Origin of the sequence: Jiangella alba (assembly GCF_900106035.1) — a bacterium.
Taxonomy (GTDB): Bacteria; Actinomycetota; Actinomycetes; order Jiangellales; family Jiangellaceae; genus Jiangella; species Jiangella alba.
On record NZ_FNUC01000004.1, the window covers coordinates 412,732 to 436,329 of the forward strand.

The 23,598-nt window shown below is 73.8% G+C and carries 20 protein-coding genes; 9 read left to right on the plus strand and 11 right to left on the minus strand.

All coding sequences use genetic code 11. From position 1 onward, the window contains the following. Positions 1-32 precede the first annotated feature (32 nt). Positions 33-1,958 carry a glycoside hydrolase family 32 protein gene (locus tag BLV02_RS19745; protein ID WP_141711411.1) on the minus strand — a complete coding sequence of 642 codons (1,926 nt, stop codon included), beginning with the start codon at positions 1,956-1,958 and terminating at the stop codon, positions 33-35. 141 nt (positions 1,959-2,099) lie between these two features. Here BLV02_RS19745 and BLV02_RS19750 point away from each other — a divergent pair, with 141 nt between their 5' ends. Then, positions 2,100-2,477 carry a TfoX/Sxy family protein gene (locus BLV02_RS19750; protein WP_069109782.1) on the plus strand — a complete coding sequence of 126 codons (378 nt, stop codon included), beginning with the start codon at positions 2,100-2,102 and terminating at the stop codon, positions 2,475-2,477. Positions 2,478-2,805: 328 nt separating this feature from the next. On the opposite strand, the gene BLV02_RS19755 is transcribed toward BLV02_RS19750, so the two are convergent. The 6 genes from BLV02_RS19755 to BLV02_RS19785 are packed head-to-tail and all read right to left on the minus strand — an operon-like array spanning position 2,806 to position 11,244. Continuing rightward, positions 2,806-4,110 (minus strand): DegT/DnrJ/EryC1/StrS family aminotransferase, encoded by a 1,305-nt coding sequence (locus tag BLV02_RS19755; RefSeq protein WP_069109783.1) that lies wholly within the window; start codon positions 4,108-4,110, stop codon positions 2,806-2,808. Next, positions 4,107-5,255 carry a mandelate racemase/muconate lactonizing enzyme family protein gene (locus BLV02_RS19760; protein ID WP_069109784.1) on the minus strand — a complete coding sequence of 383 codons (1,149 nt, stop codon included), beginning with the start codon at positions 5,253-5,255 and terminating at the stop codon, positions 4,107-4,109. The genes BLV02_RS19755 and BLV02_RS19760 overlap by 4 nt, the downstream gene beginning before the upstream one ends. Next, positions 5,242-8,079: a neutral/alkaline non-lysosomal ceramidase N-terminal domain-containing protein gene (locus BLV02_RS35145; protein ID WP_083288316.1), complete on the minus strand. Its 2,838-nt coding sequence runs from the start codon at positions 8,077-8,079 to the stop codon at positions 5,242-5,244. Before BLV02_RS35145 ends, BLV02_RS19760 begins: the two co-directional genes overlap by 14 nt. Before the next feature lie 8 nt (positions 8,080-8,087). Continuing rightward, on the minus strand, positions 8,088-8,927 hold the full coding sequence (locus tag BLV02_RS19775; RefSeq protein WP_069109785.1) for a carbohydrate ABC transporter permease: 840 nt from the start codon (positions 8,925-8,927) through the stop codon (positions 8,088-8,090). Continuing rightward, on the minus strand, positions 8,927-9,898 hold the full coding sequence (locus BLV02_RS19780; protein WP_083288317.1) for a carbohydrate ABC transporter permease: 972 nt from the start codon (positions 9,896-9,898) through the stop codon (positions 8,927-8,929). The genes BLV02_RS19775 and BLV02_RS19780 overlap by 1 nt, the downstream gene beginning before the upstream one ends. Continuing rightward, on the minus strand, positions 9,895-11,244 hold the full coding sequence (locus tag BLV02_RS19785; RefSeq protein WP_069109786.1) for an ABC transporter substrate-binding protein: 1,350 nt from the start codon (positions 11,242-11,244) through the stop codon (positions 9,895-9,897). Before BLV02_RS19785 ends, BLV02_RS19780 begins: the two co-directional genes overlap by 4 nt. 138 nt (positions 11,245-11,382) lie before the next feature. Between BLV02_RS19785 and BLV02_RS19790 the strand changes: the two genes are divergently transcribed. The 4 genes from BLV02_RS19790 to BLV02_RS19805 are packed head-to-tail and all read left to right on the plus strand — an operon-like array spanning position 11,383 to position 14,101. Beyond that, positions 11,383-12,048 (plus strand): GntR family transcriptional regulator, encoded by a 666-nt coding sequence (locus BLV02_RS19790; RefSeq protein WP_069109787.1) that lies wholly within the window; start codon positions 11,383-11,385, stop codon positions 12,046-12,048. After that, positions 12,038-12,799: an SDR family NAD(P)-dependent oxidoreductase gene (locus BLV02_RS19795; RefSeq protein ID WP_069109788.1), complete on the plus strand. Its 762-nt coding sequence runs from the start codon at positions 12,038-12,040 to the stop codon at positions 12,797-12,799. The genes BLV02_RS19790 and BLV02_RS19795 overlap by 11 nt, the downstream gene beginning before the upstream one ends. Positions 12,800-12,812: 13 nt before the next feature. Beyond that, positions 12,813-13,175 (plus strand): sensory rhodopsin transducer, encoded by a 363-nt coding sequence (locus tag BLV02_RS19800; RefSeq protein WP_069109789.1) that lies wholly within the window; start codon positions 12,813-12,815, stop codon positions 13,173-13,175. Continuing rightward, a complete protein-coding gene (locus BLV02_RS19805) occupies positions 13,172-14,101 on the plus strand; it encodes a zinc-binding dehydrogenase (protein WP_069109790.1) in 930 nt (309 codons plus the stop codon). Before BLV02_RS19800 ends, BLV02_RS19805 begins: the two co-directional genes overlap by 4 nt. Positions 14,102-14,181: 80 nt before the next feature. On the opposite strand, the gene BLV02_RS19810 is transcribed toward BLV02_RS19805, so the two are convergent. Next, entirely contained in the window at positions 14,182-15,072 is an 891-nt protein-coding gene (locus BLV02_RS19810; protein WP_069109791.1) for a LysR substrate-binding domain-containing protein, read from the minus strand. Between the two features lie 153 nt (positions 15,073-15,225). Between BLV02_RS19810 and BLV02_RS19815 the strand changes: the two genes are divergently transcribed. Continuing rightward, the gene (locus BLV02_RS19815) at positions 15,226-16,734 is read left to right on the plus strand and encodes an MFS transporter (RefSeq protein ID WP_216094028.1); all 1,509 of its coding nucleotides are present in this window, start codon (positions 15,226-15,228) and stop codon (positions 16,732-16,734) included. A 26-nt stretch (positions 16,735-16,760) separates the two neighbouring features. On the opposite strand, the gene BLV02_RS19820 is transcribed toward BLV02_RS19815, so the two are convergent. Together BLV02_RS19820 and BLV02_RS19825 are read right to left on the minus strand one after the other, a co-directional pair. Then, positions 16,761-17,408 (minus strand): G5 domain-containing protein, encoded by a 648-nt coding sequence (locus BLV02_RS19820; protein ID WP_083288319.1) that lies wholly within the window; start codon positions 17,406-17,408, stop codon positions 16,761-16,763. 119 nt (positions 17,409-17,527) lie between these two features. Then, positions 17,528-17,851, minus strand: a complete 324-nt coding sequence (locus BLV02_RS19825) for a plasmid stabilization protein (RefSeq protein WP_069109792.1) — start codon at positions 17,849-17,851, stop codon at positions 17,528-17,530. Between the two features lie 66 nt (positions 17,852-17,917). On the opposite strand from BLV02_RS19825, the gene BLV02_RS19830 reads away from it, so the two are divergent. The 3 genes from BLV02_RS19830 to BLV02_RS19840 all read left to right on the plus strand — a co-directional run bounded on the left by BLV02_RS19830 (position 17,918) and on the right by BLV02_RS19840 (position 20,540). Then, on the plus strand, positions 17,918-19,000 hold the full coding sequence (locus BLV02_RS19830; RefSeq protein ID WP_069109793.1) for a baeRF2 domain-containing protein: 1,083 nt from the start codon (positions 17,918-17,920) through the stop codon (positions 18,998-19,000). 26 nt (positions 19,001-19,026) lie between these two features. After that, a complete protein-coding gene (locus BLV02_RS19835) occupies positions 19,027-19,608 on the plus strand; it encodes a TetR/AcrR family transcriptional regulator (RefSeq protein ID WP_069109794.1) in 582 nt (193 codons plus the stop codon). Positions 19,609-19,790: 182 nt separating this feature from the next. Beyond that, positions 19,791-20,540, plus strand: a complete 750-nt coding sequence (locus BLV02_RS19840) for an ANTAR domain-containing protein (RefSeq protein WP_074946550.1) — start codon at positions 19,791-19,793, stop codon at positions 20,538-20,540. Positions 20,541-20,706: 166 nt separating this feature from the next. On the opposite strand, the gene BLV02_RS19845 is transcribed toward BLV02_RS19840, so the two are convergent. Beyond that, positions 20,707-23,472 (minus strand): helix-turn-helix transcriptional regulator, encoded by a 2,766-nt coding sequence (locus BLV02_RS19845; RefSeq protein WP_074946552.1) that lies wholly within the window; start codon positions 23,470-23,472, stop codon positions 20,707-20,709. Positions 23,473-23,598: the final 126 nt, after the last annotated feature.

Below are 23,598 nucleotides of genomic sequence, written 5' to 3' on the forward strand. Positions count from 1 at the left end.
TCGGGCCATGAGCAGGGTCGAGCCGCCGGGACTCAGCCGGCGTCCTGCTGGCGGTACGAGTACAGGTCGCCGCCGTCGAGGTGGAAGCGCAGCGACACCGTGCGGCCCTCGAGGTCCGCCCAGACCCCGACCCGCCAGCGGGCCAGGTGATCGACGCGGTCGCCGATGATCGGGCGGGCCTGGCCGGCGCCGAACCCGGGGATCGGCACGCCGTTCTCGTCCAGGACCTCCACCCGCAGCGAACCGCGCTTGTCCAGCGCGGCGTTGAGCCGCAGCTCGTCGCCGGTCGCCACGAACGGCGTCGTGGTGGCGGTGCCGGGCCGGTCGCCGCCGTTGACCAGCGACGCGAACCCGTCGCGGCGCCACCGCGCCAGCCCGACGGCGGCCTGCCGGTCGGTGGTGCCGTGCCAGCCGTTCCACGCGCCGTAGTAGAGCAGCAGCTCGTCGCCGGACTCGATCAGCGCGCTGGACGTGAAGACCATGCCGTAGTCCCACGATCCCGGCACCCCGCGCGGGATCACCGGGCGGCGGTCGTCGCGCTGCCAGGCGCGCAGGTCGTCGCTGAAGGCCAGCTGGACGTCGATCGGCCCGTCGCCGGCGGTGCCCGCCTCACCCGCCCCGGCGTAGGAGTACATCCACGGGAAGCCCACGTAGCGGCCCTCGTACGGCACCACCGGCATGCCGTAGACCTGCGCGTTCTCCAGCCCGTTGCCGACGGCCTGCTGCTGGTCGCGCTCGTCGGCCTCGAAGATCAGCTCCGGCTCGGTCCAGGTCTCGAAGTCGGTGCTGGTCGACAGGAACACCGCCCGCCGGCCGTCGGTGTGCGGCTGCTTCCACGTCACCGTGTACAGGCCGGTGTTCGGGTCGTGGAACATGTTCGCGACGTCCGCGCCGTCGTCGACCGGGTTGCAGTCGCACGGCGTCCACCGCAGCCCGTCGGGCGAGAAGTAGACCGTGTAGCCGCGTTCGGGGCCGTACTCGAACGCGAGCATCTTGTAGCGGCGGTCCGGATCGGGGTCGGCCGCGTCCTTGATCACCGTCGGGCTGTGCATGGTGCCGACGATGTTGTTGTCCGTCGAGCCGTCGTACTCGACCAGCCCGAGCGACGGCTTCGTCCAGGTCCGCCCGTCGGGCGACGTCGCGTAGAGGGTGAAGTAGTCGCCGATCTCGCGGTTGTAGGCGTGGTACCAGAGCTTGTGCACGCCGTCGTCGACGATGGCGGTGCCGTACACGTAGACGTTGTCCGACTCCCACGGCTCGGTCGGCGTGATGAGCGGCTGCTCCGTCGTCTCGGCCTCGTGCACGACCCGGCCCACCTGGTCCATCGACGCGACGCGGTCGAGGTCGTGGAAGAGCTGCACCTGCGTGCCGATGCCGGGGTCGGGCGGCGCGTAGCCGGGATCGAGCGCGGCGTCGTCGGCGAGGCTCACGCCGGTCGTCGTGGACGATCCGTACAGCAGCACGGTGGCCGCCACCGTGCCGTTCGGCGCCGTGGCCGACACCGTCGTCTGGGTCCAGTCGGCGGCGGGAGCGGGCGCGACGTGCCGCTCGGTGATGCGGGTGCCGGCCGCGTTCCAGAACTCGAGGTAGAACCAGGCGGCGGCGCCGCTCACGCTGCGGTACCAGACCGACCCGGTGACGGTGGCGCCCGGCCGGGTCGTCACCGGCGTGCTGCGCAGCGCGATGGCCTGGCCACTGGGGTTGGTGATCTCGACGGCCCGTTCGCCGGTCCGGGCGGTGTCGACGACGGCGAGCGTCTGGGCGCGGGTCTCGTCGAGGATCCACTGGGCCGGGCGGTCGCCGTCCAGCTCCTCGAACGACGGGTTGGGCAGCGCCGCGACGGGTTCCGGCGCGACGTTCTCGGCGGCGGCCTGCTGCGCCGCGGCGGGGACGAGGAACGGCAGGATCAGGGCGAGGGCGGCGACCACGGGCCGCCGGCGGAGAGCTCGGAGCGACATCGAACCTCCTCGGTCGGGGTGCCCGCCATGCAACAGAGAACGACATTCCATGTCAATGCGTCTGTCACCCTCTGAAATCGCCTGTCCTGGGCGGCATCGCCTGGAAGACCTTTCCAGGCTCCTTGGTGGCAGGCTGGGGGCATGGCCTACGACGAAGGGCTGGCCGCCCGCATCCGCGACATCGTCGCCGAACGCCTCGACGTCACCGAGAAGCGCATGTTCGGTGGCCTCGCGTTCCTGGTCAACGGCAACCTCGCCTGCGGTGTCCACCACGACGACCTCATGGTCCGGCTGCCCGCCGACGAGCACGAGGCGGCGCTCGGCGAGCCCGGAGCGAAGCCGTTCGACTTCACCGGCCGGCCGATGAAGGGCTGGCTGGTGGTCGACGCCGCCGCACTGGCCGAGGACGACGACCTGAACCGCTGGGTCGGCCGCGGCGTCGCCCTCGCCGGCTCTCTCCCGCCGAAATCGCCGAAGCCGTCCCGGCAGGGGGGAAGGTATGGCCCGCCCTCGAGATGAGGCACGTCCTAGACCCGGCCCGCCGCCCGCCGGGCGTACTGTTCCGGCGCGGTGACCTCAGCGCCAACTGTTGGCACGGGTGTCACCCCGCCGCACTCCACCACCCCGGGGCCCGCAGCTGATCTGCACCGCCGAGGGCATGCCCATCGTCTGGGGACTGGACCTTCGTCACCGGCCTGCGCGCACCTGATCCGCCCGACCGCAAGGACGAGCCACCAGACCGGGCCCACCGGCCCGACACGGCCTCCCCACCTTACGGGCGGGCGCCGACAGACTCGCTCGGCGCGGGCGGTCAGCCGAGACGGCCGAAACTGCCCCGGGCAGCGGCTCACCACACCGGTTCCGGGCGCCCCTCACCGATGCCGCGCAGCCGGTCCCGGTGCGCGACGACCCGCCGGAAGATCTCGGCCAGCATGTCCGGGAACCGCGGGTCGCGCAGGAACTTCGTGTGCACGAACACCGCCCGCTCGACCACCCGCGCCGACATCTCGTACGAGAACGGCACGCCGTCGGCCCACTGCCGCCACGCCGGGTCCAGGTGCGTCGGCGTGAACCCCGCCTCGGCCCAGACGCCCTCGGCGGCCAGCGTGACGCGCAGGTCCTTCGGCGTCAGGCCGAGCGACGACTCCAGCGCCTCGGTGCAGGACAGGTACAGCGCGAAGAACGGCGGGTACTCGGCGTCCGGCGGCGGGTTCCACAGCACCGGCTCCGGGAACAGGCCGGGATCGGCGACGAGCTCGCGGATGAGGCGGCGGTTCTCGCGCATCACCAGCCGCGCGTGCAGCGCCCGCAGCCACTGCACCAGCAGCAGCGCCGCCGGCTGCTCCCCCATGCGCTGGTTCCCGGCCATCATCGGGGCGACCTCGGCGTACGGGATCGGGTCGAGCCGGCCGGGCCCGGTGCCGCAGTCGGTGTCGGCCCGCATCAGCGCGGCCAGCTCCGGGTCGTCGGTCAGCGTCAGCCCGCCCTCGCAGGACGGCGCCGCCTTGCCGCCGCCCTGCCCGGACAGCGACGCCGTCGGCGCGCCCGCGCCGTCGTACCGGGCCGCGCCGCCCAGCGCGTTGTCGTGGTGGACGACGACGTCGTGCTCGCGGCCCAGCGCGGCGAACCGGTCGATCGCGCCGAAGTTGCCGTACATCGTCGCGGGAACGACGGCCAGCACGCGATCGGCGTGCGCGGCGAGGTAGGACGCCACCACGTCCTCGTCCATCGTCGCGTCCAGCTTGGCCGGGACGGGCACCAGCCGCGGCGCCCGCCCCAGCTGCGCCGCCACGCCGAGCGTCACGCCGTGGTGCGCCGACGCGTGCGTGAGGTCGGCGACCAGCACCTCGTCGCGGCCATGGGCCCAGGACGCTCCGCGCGCGAGCAGCTGCGCCCGCAGCCCGCTCGCGATCGCCAGCGTGCCGTTGGGCTGCCCGACGCCGTAGCGGTGCCCGGTCGTGTCGGCGACGACCTGCTCGAGTACCGCCCGCCACTTCGCCGGGTGGTTCGCGTAGCCGACCCACTGCCCGCCCTCGGTCACCTCGGCGAGGAAGGCGCTCTCGACCCCGCCCACCTCCGGCCAGGCCGGGTCGTTCGCGGCCGTCACGACGGGCGGACCACCCAGCACGGCGGGCAGCGCGACGGCGGTCATCGGCGAACCTCCGGGGTGAGCAGGGCGTGCCCCGGCGCGTACCGCTCCAGCGCGTCCGGGTCCAGGCGCAGCCCCAGCCCCGGCGTCGACGGCACCGGCAGCAGGCCGTCGGCGTCCAGCGCGAAACCGCCCGCGGCCAGCTCGTCGATGTAGGCCGACCCGGTCTTGTACTCGACCAGCTCGGTGCCGGGCAGCGCCGCCGCCAGGTGCAGGTCGGCGGCCAGTCCGACGGCGGTGTTCCAGCCGTGCGGGATGAACGCGACGCCGAACTCCCCCGCGAGCCAGGCCACCCGGCGCGACTCCGACAGCCCGCCGCCCTTGGTGGTGTCGGGCTGGACGATGTCGAACGCGCCCGCGGTGAGGAAGCGATGGAAGTCCTGCCGCCGGGTCAGCACCTCGCCGCCGGAGATCGGGACGCGGGAGCGCCGCCGCAGCGCGGCGAACCCGTCGACGTCGTCTGGGCGCAGCGCCTCCTCGAACCAGGCGACGTCGTAGCCGGCCAGCATGTCCGTCGTCCGCACCGCCCAGGACAGCCCGCGCGACCAGAACGCGTCCGACCCGCCGGCGTCGACGGCCAGCAGCGCGTCCGGCCCGACGGTCTCGCGGGCGGCCCGCACGATCTCTTCGTCGACGGCGTCGTTCGCCCGGCCGAACGAGCCCCAGCCGATCTTGAACGCGGTGAAGCCGAGCGCCACCAGCCGGGCGAGGTCGTCCTTGAGCACCGGCGGGTCGTCCATCAGCACCGACGCGTACGGCCGGACCCGCTCGCGGTACCGCCCGCCCAGCAGCGTGCTCACCGGCAGGCCCGCGACCTGGCCGAGGATGTCCCACAGCGCGATGTCGATGCCGCTGACGGCGTGCGTGACGGCGCCGCCGCGGCCCAGCCAGAACGTGTGCTCGTGCAGGATCTGGCTGACGCGGTCCGGCTCGCGCGGGTCGGCGCCGACGGCGAGCGGACGCAGCTGGTCCAGTGCCGCCCGCACCAGCGCCTCGCTGGAGAACACGCTGCCGATGCCGACGACGCCCTCGTCGGTGTGCACGGCGACCAGCGTGTGGACGTTGTCGCCGGGGTCCAGCTCGCGCGCCCAGCCGCCCTTCGGGGTCGCGCCGCGCAGCCCGGCCGCCTTGATGTCAGTGATCCGCATGGTCCCTCTCCACGTCGATGACGACCGCCTCGCCGGCGGCCAGCTCGAACTCCCCCGCCGCGACCGGCCGGATGCCGACGCTCACGGTCGACAACAGCACCCGCCCGTCGACAGACAACGGCACCGTCGCCGGCCGGTCGGTCAGGTTGAGCAGGACGAGCTTCCGGTCGCCGCCCGCCGCCCGGGTGTAGGCGAGCACCGACTCGGTGCCGCCGGCGAACGCGATCGATCCGCGCCGCAGCGCCGGTGACGCGTGCCGCAGCCGGGCCAGCGCCCGGTACAGCCGCAGCATCGACGCCGGGTCGCGCAGCTGCGCCTCCACGTTCAGCGTCGCGACGTCGTGCGCCACCGGCAGCCACAGCTGCTTCTCGGCGGCGGACGAGAAGCCGCCGTTGACGCCGCCGGTCCACGGCAGCGGGGTGCGGGACGGGTCCCGGCTGACGCCGCCGTGGGTGCGGGCGAAGTAGTCGCGCTGCCGCTCGACCGGCACCGGCTGGTCGGTCAGGCCCAGCTCGTCGGCGTAGAGCAGGCACGGCGTGGCGGCCAGCGTCAGCAGCAGCACGGCGGCCACCCGCGCCTGCGCCGGACCGAGCCGCGTCGCCAGCCGGACGCGGTCGTGGTTGCCCAGCGCGACGATCGGCCAGGCGCCGTCGGGCAGCGCCGCGTACAGGCCGTCCAGCTCAGCACGCAGCAGGTCGGCCCGCCAGCGCGTCTCCAGCAGCCGGAACGGGAACGGCAGGTGCATGCCCGCGGCGTAGTACTCGGCCCAGTCCGCCCACGGCATCGCCTCGATCTCCGCGATGGTGACGCGGCCCGCGTACTCGTCGGCGACGGCGCGGATCTCGGCCAGCGCGGCGAAGGTGTCCGGGTGCCGCCGGTCGTGCACGTGCAGCTGGGTGCCGAAGTCGGGGTGCTGCAGGTCGAACTCGTTGTGGTTGCCCCCGGGCGCCGGCGGGTTGTCGCGGAACTCGGGGTCCTTCATCAGCATGTGCGCGACGTCGATGCGCACGCCGTCGGCGCCCCGGTCCAGCCAGAACCGCAGCACGTCGAGCAGCGCCTTGCGGACCTCGGGGTTGCGCCAGTTCAGGTCCGGCTGCTCGACGAGGTGCGAGTGCAGGTAGTACTGCCCGGTCGAAGGGTCGTACTCCCACACCGACCCGCCGGCCTCGCTGGTCCAGTTGTTCGGCTGGTCCCGCCAGACGTACCAGTCGCGCTTCGGGTCGTCCCGCGACGAGCGCGACGCGACGAACCACGGGTGCTGGTCGGACGTGTGGTTCGGGATGTAGTCGACGATGACCCGGATGCCCCGCTCGTGCGCGGCCTCGATCAGCCGGTCGAACGTCGCCAGCGTCCCGAACACCGGCTCGACGTCGAGGTAGTCGGCCACGTCGAAGCCCTGGTCGAGCAGCGGCGAGCGGTAGAACGGCCCGGTCCAGACGGCGTCGACGCCGAGGTCGCGCAGGTAGTCGAGGCCCTCGATCAGACCCTCCAGGTCGCCGATGCCGTCGCCGGACCCGTCGCGGAAGCTGGGCAGGTGGCACTCGTAGACGACGGCGCCGCGCCACCATTGCGAGTCCGCGCCGAGCCGCCCGGCCGCCCGCACGCCGGCCGCCACGAGGTCGTCCTCGATGTCCGGCCGGAACGGCAGGTGACAGGCGATGATCGGCACCTCGTACGCGGGGTACGGGTCGGCCGGCGGCTCGTACGCGTCGTGCGTCGGGGCATAGCCCAGCCAGCCGTTCGTCGTCGACAGCACCAGGCAGTGCTCGCCCAGCGCGTCGCGCAGCCGCCGCTTGATGCCGTGGAAGACCTCGACGTTGTAGCCGAGCAGCGTCAGCGGGCCCAGCCGCAGCGCGTGCACCCAGAGCGGACGGCGCACGTCGCGGCCGTCCTCCAGCGCGGCGACGGTCCGCCGCAGCGACAGGTAGGTGACGTCGTCGCCCTCGTCGCGACGTTTGCGCAGCTCGTCGAGGTCGTACGGGGCCAGCTCGTACGGGATCTCCTGTTTGACGACGGCGACGGCGTCACCCGCGAGCGGCGCGGCCGACCCCAGCCCGGAGAGCACGGCGTCGGCGAACCGGCCCGCGTACTGCTCGAGCGCGACCATCGACTCGTCCGCCGGGCCGTGCGCGTAGAGCGGGTTGATGTCGCCGAGCGCACCCTGCAGGAACACTCCGGTCGCGCCGGGGTGCGCCGCCTCGACCAGCCGCAGCGCCTCGCCCGGGAAATCGCCGTGCACGGCCGACGTCTCCTCGCAGCAGATCACCGGGTGGCACGAGTACGACGCGACGAACCCGGCCAGCGCGCCGTCGTGGTCGACCCTCAGCACGTGTACGCCCTCGTCGAGCAGTGCCGGGTCGCGCGACGGCAGCATGCGGTTGTGCGCGAACTCCTCCAGGGGGACGACGGCGTGCCGCACCGCCGCCGGCGCCAGCGCGCGCACCGCGTCGACGCAGGCCGCCGCGATCAGCGCGGGCAGCCGCGCGACGTACAGCTCGTCCGGCGCGCCCCAGCCGACGTTCTCGACGGTGCCGGGGCCCGAGTGGTTGTGGGTGGCGTGGACGACGATCTCGTCCGGCCGCCAGCCGGTCGCGTCCGCCACCCGCGCGACGACCTCGTCGACGACGGCGGCCGACACGCCCAGCAGGTCGCAGCTCACCAGCACCCAGCGGCCGCCGTCCTCGCCGGCGACGGCAAGTGCCCGCGCGTACAGCGGCGCGTGCACCGACGTGGCCCGGCGGCGCAGGAACGGGCCGAAACCGGCCAGCTCGACGCCCAGCGGCGGGGTGAGGTCCGTCCGGCCGAAGCCGATCCGCAACGTCATGGGTCAGGTCATCCTTTCGAGACACCGGCCAGCAGGCCGCGGACGAAGTGCCGTTGCAGCGCGACGAACACGGCCATCGGCACCAGCACGGAGAGCACGGCGGCGGACGTGAGGATCTCCCAGCCGTCGCCGCGCGAGGCGACCAGCTGCGACACCGCGACGGTCATCGGCGCGACGTCGCGGAAGCCGCCGAGGAAGATCAGCGCGACCAGCAGGTCGTTCCACGTCCACACGAAGTCGAAGATGGCCAGCGCGGCCAGCGCCGGCCGGGCCACCGGCACCACGATGGAGAAGAAGATCTGGCCGCGGCTGGCGCCGTCCATCTCGGCCGCCTCGAACAGCTCGCGCGGGATCGCGGCGAAGAAGTTGTGCAGCAGGTACACCGCGAACGGCAGGCCGAAGCCCAGGTGCACCAGCCAGATGCCGAGGAAGCTGCCGGTGAGGTCGAGCGTGTTGAACACCCGCAGCAGCGGCACCAGCGTGATCTGGATCGGCACGATGATCAGCGCGACGATCGTCAGCAGCACCGCGCTGCGCAACCGGAACCGCATCCCGGCCAGCGCGTACGCCGCGGCCGCGCCGATCGCCACCGTCAGCACCGTCGCCGGCACCACCACCGCGAGGCTGTTGAACAGGCTCAGCGCCATCCCGTCGCGGTCCAGCACCCGCCGGTAGTTCTCCAGCGTGTAGTCGCCGGGCAGCGCGAACGACTCCCACCACCCCGACGAGAGCACCGCCCACGACGGCCGGAACGCGCTGACCACCAGGCCGAGCAGCGGGACCGCCCAGATCACCGCCACCGCGATCACGACCACGTGCACCGGGATCCGCCGGATCGCCGCCGCCATCACGCGACCCCGGTCTCGCGGCGGAACTGCCGCACGTTGACGATCATGATCGGCACGACGGTGAGCATGAGGATCGTCGCGACGGCGCCGGCCAGCCCGTTGTCCTTCGCCGTGAACAGCGCCCGGTACATCACCGTCGACAGCACGTCGGTGCCGTAGTTGCCGTTCGTCATCACGTAGACGATGTCGAACGCCTTCAGCGCGGTGACCGTCATCGTTGTCGCCACGACCACCACCGTCGGCACCAGGAACGGCAGCGTGACGTGCCGGAACGCCGCCCACTCGGACGCACCGTCCAGCCGGGCCGCCTCCAGCAGCTCCCCCGGCACCGAGCGCAGCGCCGCGTCGAAGATCACCATCGCGAACCCGGCCTGCGTCCACAGCGTCGCGCCGATCAGCGCGTAGTTGTTCGTCGCGGTGTCGACGATCCACGCGACCGGCTCGCCGCCCAGCGCCGTCACGACGGCGTTCAGGGTGGCGGTCTGCGCCGCGCCGGGCGGCTGGTAGTCGTACATGAAGCTCCAGATCACCCCGGCCGCGACGGCCGAGATCGCGATCGGCAGGAACAGCGCGGCCTTGATCAGCGCGCTGTACCGGACCCGCTCCGCCAGCACGGCGATGGCAAGGCCGACCAGCACGGCGAGCGTCGGCAGCAGCACCACCCAGAGGACGGTGTTGCGTAGAGCGATGCGGGTCACCTCGTCGGACAGCGTCTGCGCGTAGTTCGCGACGCCTGCGAACCCGCCGTCGTCGTCGACGAAGCTCCACCCGACGGTGACGACGGCCGGGAACGCCAGCGCCAGCAGCACCATCGCCACCGCCGGCCCGGCGAACAGCCACGGCGCCAGCCGCCGGTACGCGCCGCGGGGCAGCGCCGCCAGCGCGCGGTCGCCGAGGCGCAGGTAGGCCCAGCCGCCGACGAGGATCGCGGCCGTCGCCGCCAGCGTGAGGACGATGCGATCGGCGATCATCCCCGGGCGTCCTCGATGCCCTGCAGGATCGCGTCCAGGTCGCCCGGGTCCTGCGCGAACGCCAGCCCGGACTGCCAGAACGCGTCCACCTCCGGCTGCGGCATCTGCGAGTTGCCCAGCGGGTACGTCGCCTCGGCCGAGGTCAGCACCTCGTGGGCGCGGCGCAGGAACGGGTCCTCGTAGGCGTCGGCGGCGACCGTCACGTTCGGCGAGAGCCAGCGCCCGGTCGCCGCGATCAGCGTCCCGGCCTCGGTCGAGGCGAGGTAGCGGGTCAGCGCGGCGGCCTGCGGCGAGTCGGTGATCAGGCCGAGGATCTCGCCGGAGAAGGAGGAGATGCCCGGATACTCGGGATTGAAGTCCGGCGACGGGAAGAAGTCGAGGTCCGTGCCCGGCTCCAGTTCCGGGAAGGCGTCGGCGATGATGCCGCCCATGAACGTCGCCTGCTGGAGCAGGTAACAGCCCGGCTCCGGCGCGAACATCGGGTTGGCCGCCTGGGAGAAGTCGGTGCTGAGCACGGTCGTCGTCCCGCCGTAGACCATGCCGTCGGCGATCATCTCGCCGTACGTCTCGTAGGCCTGCTCGACCTGCGGCGACGTCCACGGTTCGGTGCCCTCGCGCCAGGCCCGGTGGAACTCCGGACCGGCCTGGCGGAGCAGGATCTCGTCGATGAAGTCGGCGGCCGGCCAGCCGCTGGCGGCGCCGCTCTCCAGGCCGACGCACCACGGCGTCTCGCCGGCGGCCGCCTTCTCCGCGGCCCAGGCCTGCAGCTCGTCCCAGCTCTCCGGCTCGGTCGGCCCGTCGTAGCGCTGCGGGTCGTACCAGATCAGCCCGCCCAGGTTGACGGTGTTGTACAGGCCGAACAGCTCGCCGCCGGCGGTGCCGGTCTCGAGCATGCTGGCCGGGTAGTTCGCGGTGAGCACGGCGTCGTCGACCACCGTCCGGAGGTCGACGAGCGCGCCCTGCTCGGCCAGCGCCGCCATCTCGCCGATGGCCGGCGTGGCGACGACGTCGGGCGGGTTGCCGCCGTCGACGCGGGTCTGCAGGACGGCGGCGAAGTCGCGGGTGCCCTCGTAGCGCACCTCGATGCCGGTGGCGTCCTCGAACGGCGCGACGACGCTGAGGAACGCGTCGAGCTCCTCGCCGCCCAGCACGCCGAGCATCGTCACACTGCCGTCGAGCTCCTCACCGCCGGCGGCCGCGAGCGCGGCCTCCTCGGCGGCGGTGACCGCGGCGTCGTCGGCCGCGGTCTCGTCCTGGCCGGTCCGCTCGCTGCTGCTGCACGCGGCCAGCGCGGTGACGACGGCGCCCGCCGCGGCCAGCGCGGCCGCACGGTGACGCAGGTTCATGGTCGGCTCCTCGGTTCGTCGGGATGACCGGTGGATTTCGTAGGGCGAGACCGTAGCAGGGTCGACGGACGATTGTCGACAGTCGCTCATATGCACTAGGATCATCGCCATGCTGCACCGAGACGTAGGAGGTCACCGATGAGTGGGCTGGGCTTGCGACGGGTCCCGAGCCTGTCGCGCCGCGAGCACGTCGCCGAGATCCTGCGCGAGGCGATCACCAGCGGCCGGCTCAAGCCCGGCGACCGGCTGGTCGAGCTCGACCTCGCCGCCGAGCTGGGCACCAGCCGCGCCCCCGTCCGCGAGGCGCTGCGCCAGCTCGAGCAGGAGGGGCTGATCGCGTCCTACCCGTACCGCGGCAGCGAGGTGCTCGGCGTCTCGCAGGACGAGGTCGAGCAGGTGCTCGTGCCGATCCGCATCACGCTCGAGCGGTTCGCGTTCGGCAAGGCGCTGGAGAAGCTGACCGACGCCGATCTCACCGCGCTCCAGGGCATGGTCGACGACATGCTGGTGGCCGCGTCGGCCGGCGAGGCGGAGCAACTGGTCGACCTCGACATCCGCTTCCACGAGCTGGTCATCACCCGCTCCGAGCAGCGGCACTGCCTGCAGATGTGGAAGACCATCCAGCCGCGGGTGCGCGCGTACTTCCGCCGCGACGCCCCGGCGCACGCCGACCCCGCCGACGTCGCCCGGCAGCACCAGGAGCTGCTCGACGTCCTGCGCGGCGGCGACCGCGACGCCGTCCTGGACGCCGTCGAGCGGCACATCCACATCCACCTCACGCCGGGCTCGCCCGATGTGGGCTGAGACGGTCGCCGTCACCGGGGCCGGGTCGGGCATCGGGCGGGCGGTGCTGCTGGCGGCGGCCGCGCGGGGTGCGCGGGTGGCGGCGCTGGACGTGGACCTGTCGGCGGCATCCGCTGCCGCCGACGAGGCGCTCACCGCAGGGGCGTCCGGCGCGGTCGCCGTGGAGTGCGACGTTTCGTCCGAAGCGTCCGTCGCGGCGGCGTTCGACGTGATCGGAGCGCCGGGGGCGGTGTTCGCGAACGCCGGCATCGAGGTGAACGCGCCGCTGCACGAGTTCCCGGCCGACGCGTGGGAGCGGGTCGTCGCCGTCAACCTCGTCGGCGTGTTCCTGACCTGCCGCGAGGCGCTGCGCCGGCTGGTCGAGGCCGGCCGCGGCGGCTCCGTCGTCTGCACGTCGTCGCCGGCCGCGTTCGTCGGCCACGCCGGCGGCGGGAACAGCGCCTACGCCGCGTCGAAGGGCGGGGTGTCGGCGTTCGTCCGGTCGGCCGCGCTCGACTACGCGCCGCACGGCATCCGCGTCAACGCCGTCGTGCCCGGGGCCACCGACACCGCGATGCTGCGCGTCGGGGGCGCGGACCTCGGGCGCATCCGGGAGGCGGCCGCCGCGCAGATCCCGCTCGGGCGGCTGGGCCGGCCCGACGAGGTGGCCGCGGCGGTGCTGTGGCTGCTGTCCGGCGAGTCGTCGTACGTCACCGGGTCGCACCTGGTCTGCGACGGCGGCCTGATGGCGAAGAGCGCCAACGACTTCTAGGGAGGACTTCGTGGTGTCGTCGATCGGTTCGACGGTGTGGGTGGTCGCCGACGGGTACATCCCGCCGGGCAGCAGCGGGGACGACCCCGCGCTGGCCAGCCACGAGAGCGTCTGCATCCTCAACGCGGGCGCCGTGGACGCGACCGTCCGGCTGTGGGTGTACTTCACCGACCGCGAGCCGGACGGGCCCCACGTCCTGCCCGTCCCCGCGCGCCGGGCGTTCCACCAGCAGCTGGGCGCGCTGGGCGTGCCGGCCGGCGTCGACTACAGCGTGGTGCTGGAGAGCGACGTGCCGGTGGTGGTGCAGCACACCCGGCTGGACTCCAGGCAGGCGGCGAACGCGCTGATGTCGACCATCGCGTACCCGGCCCGATGAGGACGCGACGGAGTGTGCTGACCGGGCCGCGGACGTCGGTGCTGCGGTCCGTGCAACTGCCGGAGCCCGGCTACGGCGAGGTGGTGCTGCGGGTGCTGGTCAGCGGCGTGTGCGCCAGCGAGGTGGCGGAGTGGACGGCGGGTCCGTCCGGCGGCGAGGTGCTGGCGCTCGGGCACGAGCCGGTGGGCGAGGTCGTCGCCACCGGGCCGGGGGTGTCGGCCATACGCGTGGGCGACGTCGTGACCGGCCGGGTCGACGCCGCGTTCGCCGACCACGCCGTCGCCGACGTCCGCGACCTCGTCGTGGTGCCGCCGGGGGTGTCGCCCGGCGAGGCGCTCGGCGAGCCGCTCGGCTGCGTCGTCGAGGCGCTGCGCCGGACCCGGCTGGACACCGGCGACCGGGTCGCCGTCGTCGGGACCGGGTTCATGGGGCTGGTGCTGCTGCAGCTGCTGCGGCACGCCGGGACGCGTCAGGTGGTGGCGATCGACCCGCGGCCGGACGCGCGCGAGCAGGCGCTGATCCACGGCGCCGACGCGGCGCTGGCGCCGGGCGAGGCCTCGGGCCCGTCCATCGACGACGCCTTCGACGTGGTGGTCGAGGGGTCCGGCACGGCGGCCGGCCTGGACCTCGCGACCCGGCTGGTGCGCCCGCACGGCGTGCTGTCGATCATGGGCTACCACCAAGGCCCCCGCACCGTCGACCTGCACGCCTGGAACTGGAAGGCCATCGACGTCGTCAACGCCCACGTCCGCGACCGCGCCCGCCTGCGCGACAGCGTCCGCCGCGGCATCGACCTCGTCGCCTCCGGCCGCATCGACGTCGGCGCGCTGGTCACCCACCGGTTCAGCCTGGACGAGGTCGATGTCGCCTTCGCCGCCCTCGTCGGCAAGGAGCCCGGCTTCGTCAAGGCCGCCATCACCTGGTGACCGCGCGCGCCGGGGTCTCTCCGGGCGTGGTGACCTCAGCGCCAACTGTTGGCGCTGAGGTCACCACGCCCGAACTGCACTCACCCGCCCGCGGCGGGCGGCGGGGCTGCTGGTGCGGCCGGGCGGGCGGCGAACGGCTGGCCGAGGATGGCCGAAGTCAGTGCCTCGACGGGCTCGACCGGGGAGCGCGGGTTGGACAGCAGGGTGAAGTCGATGTCGCCCAGCTCGGGCAGGCCGACCGACGCGGGCAGGGCCTGGAGGTCGGCGGGGACGAGGCTGCTCGGGAACACCGCGACGCCGATGCCGGCGCGGGCCGCGGCCAGGACGCCGTTGACCTCCAGCGTCTTGCAGGTGATCTTCCAGCTGCGGCCCGACTCCGCCAGCACCCGTAGCGCCGTCACCCGGCTGACCGACGGCGCGGTGTAGGTGATCAGCGGGATCGGCTCGTCCGGCCGGACCTGGGTGCCGGGCAGCCCGATCCAGACCAGCCGGTCGCGGCGGACCACCCGGCCGACGGTCTCGTCGGGGAACTCCTTGATGAAGACGAGGTCGAGCTGGTTGGCCTCCAGCCGGCGCATCAGCGTGCGCGTCTGGGTGACCGTCAGCTCCAGGTTGATCCGCGGGTGCAGCTGCCGGAACGCCCGCAGCACGACGGGTAGCTGGGCCAGCGCGAGGTCGTCGGCCGCCCCGAAGCGGAGCCGGCCGCGCATCGCCGTCCCGGTGAAGTAGCTGGCCGCCTCGTCATGGGCGGCGAGGATCGAGCGGGCGAAGCCGGCCATCGCCTCGCCGTTGTCGGTGAGCGTGACGACCCGGGTGTCGCGCAGCAGCAGCTGCCGCCCGGCCGCCTCCTCCAGCCGGCGCACGTGCTGACTGACGCTCGGCTGGCTGATGCCCAGCTGCTGCGCCGCCTGGGTGAAGTTCAGCGTCGACGCCACGGCCAGGAATGTCCGCAGATGTACCGGGTCGAACACGGCTCGCTCCTCTGTCATTAGGTTTCATGATGACATTTATAGGCTCTATTCGTTCGAAGAATCAGCGATCAGCACCTAACGTAGAACACGGTCCTGCCACTGTGGCGGGACCACCGCACGTCCACCATCCGCACCACCACAAGGAACATCACCGTGAGACCGGCGCCCGCCGTCCTGCACCCGTCCTCACCAGCCCACTCAAATCCGCGGCCGCACTGGCGCGACACCTTCGCCTCGCTGCGGGTCCGCAACTACCGTCTCTACGTCATCTCCCAGGTCCTGACCAACACGTGCGGCTGGATGCAGCGCGTCGCGCAGGACTGGCTCATGCTCAGCCTGACCGGCAACGTCACGTGGGTCGGGCTCACCGTCACCCTGCAACTCGCGCCGATGCTCGTGTTCGGCCTGTTCGGCGGCGTCGTCGCCGACCGGTTCGACAAGCGCAAGCTGCTGATGATCACGCAGTCGCTGTTCGCGCTGTCGGCGCTCGTGCTCGGCACGCTGACGCTGACCGGCGCGATCGAGCCGTGGCACATCCTGGCCAGCGCGGCCTTCCTCGGCGTCGCCACGGTCGTCGACAACCCGGCCCGGCAGGCGTTCGTCCCGGAGGTCGCCGGGCACCAGCACCTGCGCAACGCCATCAGCATCAACTCGACGGTGTTCCAGCTCGGCGCGCTGGTCGGCCCGGCGCTGGCCGCGCTCGGCATCGCGCTGGTCGGCCAGGGCTGGTCGTTCATCCTCAACTCGATGGCCGGCATCACCGCCGTCGCGCTGCTGGTGGCGATGCGCGCGTCGGAGCTGTCCGCGGCGCCGGCGATCACCCGCAGTCGCGGGCAGTTGCGCGAGGGACTGCGCTACGTCGGCGACAAGCCGGTGATCCTGTGGTCGGTCGTCATGGTCGGCTTCGTCGCGCTCACCGGCATCAACCTCGCCACCGTCCTGGCCGCCTACGCCGACGACGTGTTCGACATCGGCTCGGCCGGCTACGGCCTGCTGAACTCGTGCCTCGCGGCCGGTGCGGTGGCGGGCGCGCTCGCCTCGACCCGGCGGCGGAGCCTGCGGCTGCGCACCCTCGTCTACTCCGCGGGTGTGCTCGGCCTGCTGCAGGTGCTGGCCGGGACGATCGCGTGGCTGCCGCTGTTCTGCCTGGTGCTGATCGGCGTCGGCGCGACGTCGCTGCTGTACCTGACCGGCGGCAACACGTTGGTGCAGACGGCGGTCGCGGGGACGATGCGCGGCCGGGTCATGGCCCTCTACATCCTCGTGCTGTTCGGCGCGCAGGCCGGGTCCGGCACGCTGATCGGCTGGATCGCGCACGAGTACGGCGCGCACGTCGCCATGATCGCGTGCGGCGCCGGCCCGCTGCTGGGCGCCGTCGTCGTCGGCGCGGTGCTGGCCCGCAAGGGCCGGCTGACCACGCGGCTCATCCTGCGCGACCGGCCGGGGCGCGGCGTGCTCTACGTCGTGCCGCGCGACGCCGTGCCGCCGGCGGCGGTGTCGCTGACGCCGGGGCTGCTCAGCCGTGGCCTGCGCGGCCGGTCCCGGCCGACGCACCCGGCCGAGCGACGGCGACGGCAGCAGCGGCGCGCTGCGCCGAGCCGGGCGGCGCACCCGCATCCGCACACCGACCGGACGTGGACCCGGAGCGGCCGCCCCCGCTGACCCGCGACGACGGGGTCGGCTGGGACCTACGGCTCGCAGCCGACCCCGTCGTCGTCGGCGTCGAGGCCGTAGATGTCCTCGCCGATCACCTCGACCGGCCCGTCGGCGTAGGACGGCCCGTTGCCGCTGCCGCCGGCGCAGTCGACGTCGGTGTCGATCGGCACGCAGCCGCTGTAGTTCGGGTCGCAGCCCTCGTCCGACGGCGCCTCGGCGAGCGCGACGGGCTCGTCCTCCGGCTCGGGCTCGGGCTCGGGTTCCGGCGGCGGCGGCGGAGGCTCGTACGTCCCGACCGACGTCACCTCGTCGACCGGCGCCGTCGTGACCTCGTCGCCGGCCAGCTCGCGGGCGGTCTCGACGCCGTCGGTGAGCGTGACGGTGTAGGTGAGCGTCCGCACGCCCGCCACCCCGGCGGTCGTGACGGCGGACGTGCCGAGGTCCATCGTGGCGTCCTCGACGGTGACCCGCTCGAACGGGATCTCCTCCGTCTGCGTCACCGTCTCGACCGTCACCACCGGCGACGGCGACGGCGACGGCGACGCCGCCGACGAGGTCGCCGCGGGCGCGAACGGCGCCGCCTGCGCCCCGTCGTCGTCGGAGCCGCACGCGGCCACCGTCAGCGCGAGCGGTACAAGAACGAGAACGCCCGTACGCAGGCGCGATACAACATCACCCATGACTCCGGCCCCCCCAGCACGTCATCGGGAAGCCGCGAGGCTAGCGCCGACGGCCGCCGTCGTCAACAGACAGGACGCCGGGCCGGTGTGACCCTCGTACACCGGCCCGGCAGACTCGGTCAGCGGCCGACCGCGCGCTCCAGTTGCTTCTTGGTCATCGTCGAGCGGCCCTTGATGCCCTTCTCCTTGGCCTCGTTGTAGAGCTGGGCCTTCGTCCGCCCGCCCGGGCCCTTGCCGGAGCGCAGCCCGCCGCGCCGGCCGGACGAGAGGTCGTCGGTGGACGAGCGGCTCTTCCGGCGGGACTCGCCGGATCGCGCGCGCTCCTTGTTGACGGTGCGTGCGGCGATCTCCTCGGCGCGGTCCTCGCTGTAGTCGCGGTCCTCCAGGCCTTCCTTGATGTGCTCGTACTGCCGTTCGCGTTTGTCACTCCACTGTCTCGGCATCCGGATCACCTCCGCGCTCGGCTCGTACCCCGTTTCCCACCCCGAAACGCCGGGTAGGGGACGACGATGCGACTGGACCCACTCACCCGCATCCTCGACCACCCCGGACCCTTCGCCAGCGCCCTGCTCGACGTCAGCCGGACGACGGAGGACGCGCGGCAGCGGCTGGTGCTGCGCGGCCGGGCCGCCCGCACGGAGCTGGCGGCGTCCGGAGCGCCGGACGACGTCGCGGAGGAGGTGGTCGAGCGGTTACTGGAGCCGACCGGGACGCCGGGCGAGACGGCACGGTACGTGGTGGCGGGGCGCGACGGCGTGGTGGTGGACGAGACGCTGCCGGGCTGGGCCGGGCACGAGGTGCTGACGTGGGGCCCGCTGCCCGACGCGACGGCGTGGCTGGCCCATCGGGAGACGGCGGTGCCGGTGCTGGTGGTGCTGGCCGACCAGGCCGGGGCCGACCTCGTCCACAGCGCCGCCTGGGGGCGCACGCCGGCCGTCGTCCACGCCGTCGACGGAGGGCTCGACGGCATGGTGGACGGCGGGCCGCCGCGGCCGGACCAGCAGGGCCGGACCGACGAGCTGTGGCGGTTCAACGCACGCGCCGTCGTGGCCGAGCTGGAGCGGCTGGCTGGATCCGAGCCGCCGCTGATCGTGCTCGCCGGCGACCCCCGCGCCCGCCACGACGTCCGCTCGGGCCTGCCGGCGCACGTCGCCGAGCAGGTGGTGGAGGTCGAGCGCGGCAGCCGCGCCGACGGCCCCGCGAACGAGGCGTTCGTGGCGGAGATCGACGCCGCGGTGCGGCGGACGGTGGACGAGCGACGGCGGCGCGCGGCGGCCCGGCTGGAAGAGCACCTCGGCCGCCGGTACGCCGTCGCCGTCGGGCTGGCCGAGGTGCTGGACATGACCGTCCAGGCCGGCGTCGACACGGTCGTCCTCGACGAGGAGCGAGCCGCTGGACGCACCGTGCGCCCCGCCGACCATCCGTACCTGCCGCTGCCCGACGGCGTGCTCGCGGCGCCCGCGGTCCGGTCCGACCTGCTGGTGCTCGCCGCCGCCGCGGCCACCGGCGCCGGCGCCGTCCTGACCGCGCCGCCGCTGCTGCCCGACGACGGCGTCGCGGCCCTGCTGCGCTGGGACCGCCCACACCACTGAGTGGCGACGCGGTAGGGTCGAGCGTCATGCAGGCTCCGGAGACAGCCGGCGCCACGCCCTCCGCCAGAGAGCGCATCCTGGCGACCAGCTATCGGCTGTTCGCCCGCCGTGGCGTGCTCGGCGTCGGCGTCGACGAGGTCATCGAACGCTCCCATGTCGCCAAAGCCACCTTCTACAAGCACTTCCCGTCCAAGAACGACCTCGTGCTGGCCTACCTCGACCGCCGCGAGGACGAGTGGACGCACGGCCTGGTCGAGGCCGAGTCGGAGCGGCGCGGCGACACCCCCGAAGAGCGCCTGCTCGCGATCTTCGACGTGTTCGACGAGTGGTTCCGCAGCGACGACTTCGACGGCATCGCGTTCATCACGGTGCTGCTGGAGATGGGCCGCTCGCACCCGCTGGGGCAGGCCAGCATCCAGCACCTGGCCAATCTGCGCGCCATCGTGAGCGGCCGCGCCACCGAGGCCGGGCTACGCGACCCGGAGGGGTTCGCACGGTCGTGGCAGATCCTCATGAAGGGCTCCATCATCGCCGCGCTCGAGGGTGACGTCGACGCCGCGCGCCGGGCAAGATCGATGGCCGCCACCCTGATCGAACAGCATCGCTGAGCCGCGGGCAGGGGAGGTACGGTCTGGGTGGCGACGGACCGGCCGGCCCGCAAACCCGCAGGTCAGCCGCTATACACGGCGGCCGTCGTGCGCCGGCGACACCCGCGGGAGCGGCGGGTCGATCCAGTAGCGTGTGCAGCGGCGACCGGCCGCCTGCGCCGGCAGCCGCCGGGAGTCCCCCTTTGACCACACCAGCCGAGGTGACGTCGCGCCTGGCCGAGACGGTCGCCGACGCCGGTTCCGGTGCTCCGCTGGCGGACCGGCTCGGCGAGACCTGCCGGTCGCTGCTCGGCGCCGACGGCGTCGCCCTCGTGCTCGCCTACACGCTGCCGCAGCGGCTGGCCGTCTGCGTCACCGACGACGTCATCGGCCGGGTCGAGAACCTGCAGGACGTCCTCGGCGAAGGGCCCAGCGTCGACGCGTACCGGTCCGGCTGCCCGGTCGTCGGCCGCATCGGCGCCGCCGGCGCGGAGGTGGCGTGGCCGCTGTTCGCCGAGGCGGCGTTGCGCGAGACCGGCCCGCTCACCGTCGTCGCGGTCCCGGTCCCGGCCGGTGCGGAGGTGCTGGGCGTGCTGACGGCGTACCGGCCGGGCCCCGGCCATCCGGCGCCGGAGGAGGAGCTGACGGCGCACCTGGCCGCGGCCGTCGGCGTGACGCTGCTGCGCGACCTCGACTTCGGCCGCGACCTCGAGCTGGACCTCGACTGCCCCGGCGGCACACCCACCGGCGTCTGGGCCGCCCGCGCCGAGGTGCATCAGGCCACCGGGTTCCTGGTGGCTCGGCTCGGCCTGCCGCCCGACGACGCGCTGGCACTGCTGCGCGCCCGCGCCTACGCGGCCGGACTCACGCTGGGTGAGATCGCGCGCCAGGTGCTCGCCCGCGCCGTCGACCTCGCTCCGGATGGCGACGCCGGCCGCCCGCCGAACCCTTGATCAGGGACGGCCACTCCGCTCCCGGGAAGGGGGGCTTCGCGGGGAGCGGAGTGCCGATTCCCCCGTGGACGGATGTGCCGGCCGGCCCTGCACCTCCCACCCGTCACTGAGTAGGAGGCACCGGCGGCCCGGATCAGCACGCGGCGATGTCAGATTCTTTTTCCGGTCAGGCCGGCCCGGTGTTGTCGTCGTCGATTCCGGTGACGACGATGCCGGTCAGCTCGGTGCGCGAGCGGATGCCGAGCTTGCGGAAGATGCGGCCCAGGTGCGCCTCGACGGTGCGGACGGAGACGAACAGCTCGGCCGCGATCTCCCGGTTGCGCCGTCCGCTGGCGACCAGCGTGGCGATGCGCTGCTCGGCGTCGGTGAGGTCGGCCAGCCGGGTGGTCGGCGGCACCGGCCCGCCGGACGCGCCCAGCTCCTGCCCGGCGCGTCCGGCCAGCGCGATGGCGCCGCTCTCCTGGGCCAGCACGACGGTGCGCTGCAGCCAGGACCGCGCGTCGGTGCGACGGCCGAGCCGGCGCAACCGCTCGCCGAAGCAGAGCAGGGTGCGGGCCTGCTCGACCGGCGAGACCGCGTCGGTGGCGGTCTCGACCGCCTCGCGGAACAGCGTCAGCGCCTCCTCCCCCTCGCTGGCCAGCGCCCGGCAGCGGGCGACGGTGTGCCGCGCCCACGCCGTCGGGACCCGGCCGGCCCGCAGCTCGAACTCGGCCAGCGCCGCCCGGGCCCGGCCCAGCTCGCCGCTGCGCACGCACGCCTCGATGTAGTCGGGCTCGACGGCGAGGATGGACGGGTCGGCGTGTTCCAGCGCGTGCCGCCGGGCGTGGTCGAGCACCGACATCGCCTCGTCGAACCGGCCGAGCAGCAGCAGGAACGCGCCGGTCTCGGCCTGCATGACGGCGGTCGCCCACGAGTCGCCGTGCCGCCGCGACCCCTCGATCGACTGCCGGCGGCGGTCCCAGGCGGCCTCGTCCTCGCCCAGGTAGGCGTTGACCCTGACCATGTACGCGGGCACCAGCGCGCGGTGGGCGCTGTCGGCGTCGACGCGGTCCCAGGCGGCCGCCGCCTCGGCCGCCTCGCGCAGCCGGCCGGCCCGCAGTTCCAGCTGGACCAGCCCGGCCAGGGCCGCCCGCAGCAGCAGCGGCGAGTCGCCGAACTGCCCGCTGGTGACGGCGCGCAGCAGCCGCCGCGCCTGCCCGTACCGCTCGGCCCGCACCAGCACCGTCGCGTGCAGCAGGTTCGTCTCGGCCTCGCCGAACAGGTCGGCCGCGCCGCCGCTGTCGGACTCCACCAGCTCGACCGCGCGGTCCAGCTCGCCGCTGACCGACGCCAGCAGCGCGGCCGTGCGCAGGTGCTCGGCCCGCGTGACGGTGTCGAAGTCGTCGTCGAACCGCTCGGCCAGGGCGAGGAACCGGGCCGCCTCGGCCTGCTCCATGCGTCCGGCCAGCCCGTGTGCGGCGGCGAGGTCGAGCGCGGCCGCGCGGGTCGGGTCGATCGGCGCGACCTCCTCGACGTGCCGGCTGACGAGGCCGGTGGCGACCTCGCCGTCGAGCAGGTTGCGGGCGCGCACCTCCAGCAGCGCGAAGTCGGCCCGCTGCTCGGGCGTGGTGTCGAGGCGGAACCGCTCGCGGGCGATGTGCACGGCCTCGTCCAGCCGTCCGGCGAGGACGGCGAACCGGCCGGCCTGCAGCAGCCGCCCGATCCGCTCGCCCGGCTTGGACGTCAGCCGGACCGCCTCGCGGGCGAACGCCAGCGACCGCTCCACCTCCCCGCGGACCAGCGACTCGGCCGCCACCCGCTCCAGCCGCGTCGCCAGTTCGTCGTCGTGGTCGTGCCGGGTCTGCGCCAGGTGCCAGAGCTGCCGGCCCGGATCGGAGTCGGCGTACGCGGCGGCCAGCGCCTGGTGGGCGGCGTCGCGCTCGGCCATGGTGGCGGCCTGCCAGATGATCGAGCGGACGGCCGGGCGCTGCAGCGTGAACGTGCCGTCGGACCGGTTCAGGTGCTCGGCGAACAGCCAGGCGACGTGCGACGCGTCCGGCGAGCCGAGCGCGTTCAGCACCGGGGCCATCCGCTGGTCCTCGCTGCCGGTGGCGACCAGCAGCGCGAACCGCCGGTCGTCGTCGAGCGAGCCGAGCTCGGGCAGCTGCTGCGCCTGCAGCACCGGCGAATGCGGCAGGTGCCGGTCCAGCTCGACCTGGCCGAGCAGCTGCACGTCGGGCACCCGGCCGACGACGTCGAGCAGCGCCCGCGGGTTGCCGCCGACGCGGCCGGCGATGCGCGCCGCGACGCTGTGCAGGGTGTGCGAACCGGCCGCCCGGCGGACCAGCTCGGTCGCGTCGGTGGCCGGCAGCTCGCCGAGCCGGATCAACGGCAGCCCCAGCAACGGCGGCACCCGCTCGGCGGTGTCGACGACCACCAGGAACACCAGCGGCGACGTGCCGACCCGGCGGGCGACGAAGCCCAGCACCTCCAGCGACTGGGGGTCGAGCCGGTGCGCGTCGTCGATGACGATGACCAGCGGCCGCCGGACCCGGCTGACCAGCGGCTGCACCTGGACGGCCAGCTCGTACGCCGACGCCGTCTGCTCCAGCCGCGTGGTGAGGTCGTCGACCAGCCGCGCCGCCTGGCGCTGCTGCTCTGGCTCCAGCGAGCCCACGACGGCGGACAGCACGAGATGCAGTCCCGAGAACGGCCAGCCGCGCTCGGAGTCGGCGGCCACCACCGCCGACACCGTCACCTCGTCGAGGCCGGTCAGCCGCCCGGCGCGCGCGTCGTCGGACACGGCGCGCACCAGCGCGCTCTTGCCGACGCCGTCGGCGCCCTCCACGACGACCGCGCCCCCCTCGCCGGCCGCCAACCTCAGCAGGACTTCCCGGATCCTGGTCTGTTCACTGTCGCGACCGATCAACGCGTCGCGTACTTCGTTCTCCACCCGTTCCCCTCACCCTGCGACCACTCCCCATCGCCGGGCCCCCCATCGCGATCTTCACCCCCAAGCATCGCGGTCCGGCACCCTCCCATGACGGCAGAAACCGACACTGCTGACGGGTGAGCGGGG

Excerpts from the sequence above, each read along its gene's own strand:
- BLV02_RS19825 (WP_069109792.1), bottom strand. The coding sequence starts at position 17,851 with ATGCCGAGACAGTGGAGTGACAAACGCGAACGGCAGTACGAGCACATC.
- BLV02_RS19775 (WP_069109785.1), bottom strand. The coding sequence starts at position 8,927 with ATGGCGGCGGCGATCCGGCGGATCCCGGTGCACGTGGTCGTGATCGCG.
- BLV02_RS19750 (WP_069109782.1), top strand. The coding sequence starts at position 2,100 with ATGGCCTACGACGAAGGGCTGGCCGCCCGCATCCGCGACATCGTCGCC.
- BLV02_RS19795 (WP_069109788.1), top strand. The coding sequence starts at position 12,038 with ATGTGGGCTGAGACGGTCGCCGTCACCGGGGCCGGGTCGGGCATCGGG.
- BLV02_RS35145 (WP_083288316.1), bottom strand. The coding sequence starts at position 8,079 with ATGACGTTGCGGATCGGCTTCGGCCGGACGGACCTCACCCCGCCGCTG.
- BLV02_RS19780 (WP_083288317.1), bottom strand. The coding sequence starts at position 9,898 with ATGATCGCCGATCGCATCGTCCTCACGCTGGCGGCGACGGCCGCGATC.
- BLV02_RS19745 (WP_141711411.1), bottom strand. The coding sequence starts at position 1,958 with ATGTCGCTCCGAGCTCTCCGCCGGCGGCCCGTGGTCGCCGCCCTCGCC.
- BLV02_RS19805 (WP_069109790.1), top strand. The coding sequence starts at position 13,172 with ATGAGGACGCGACGGAGTGTGCTGACCGGGCCGCGGACGTCGGTGCTG.
- BLV02_RS19835 (WP_069109794.1), top strand. The coding sequence starts at position 19,027 with ATGCAGGCTCCGGAGACAGCCGGCGCCACGCCCTCCGCCAGAGAGCGC.
- BLV02_RS19755 (WP_069109783.1), bottom strand. The coding sequence starts at position 4,110 with ATGACCGCCGTCGCGCTGCCCGCCGTGCTGGGTGGTCCGCCCGTCGTG.
- BLV02_RS19785 (WP_069109786.1), bottom strand. The coding sequence starts at position 11,244 with ATGAACCTGCGTCACCGTGCGGCCGCGCTGGCCGCGGCGGGCGCCGTC.
- BLV02_RS19790 (WP_069109787.1), top strand. The coding sequence starts at position 11,383 with ATGAGTGGGCTGGGCTTGCGACGGGTCCCGAGCCTGTCGCGCCGCGAG.
- BLV02_RS19820 (WP_083288319.1), bottom strand. The coding sequence starts at position 17,408 with ATGGGTGATGTTGTATCGCGCCTGCGTACGGGCGTTCTCGTTCTTGTA.
- BLV02_RS19760 (WP_069109784.1), bottom strand. The coding sequence starts at position 5,255 with ATGCGGATCACTGACATCAAGGCGGCCGGGCTGCGCGGCGCGACCCCG.
- BLV02_RS19830 (WP_069109793.1), top strand. The coding sequence starts at position 17,918 with ATGCGACTGGACCCACTCACCCGCATCCTCGACCACCCCGGACCCTTC.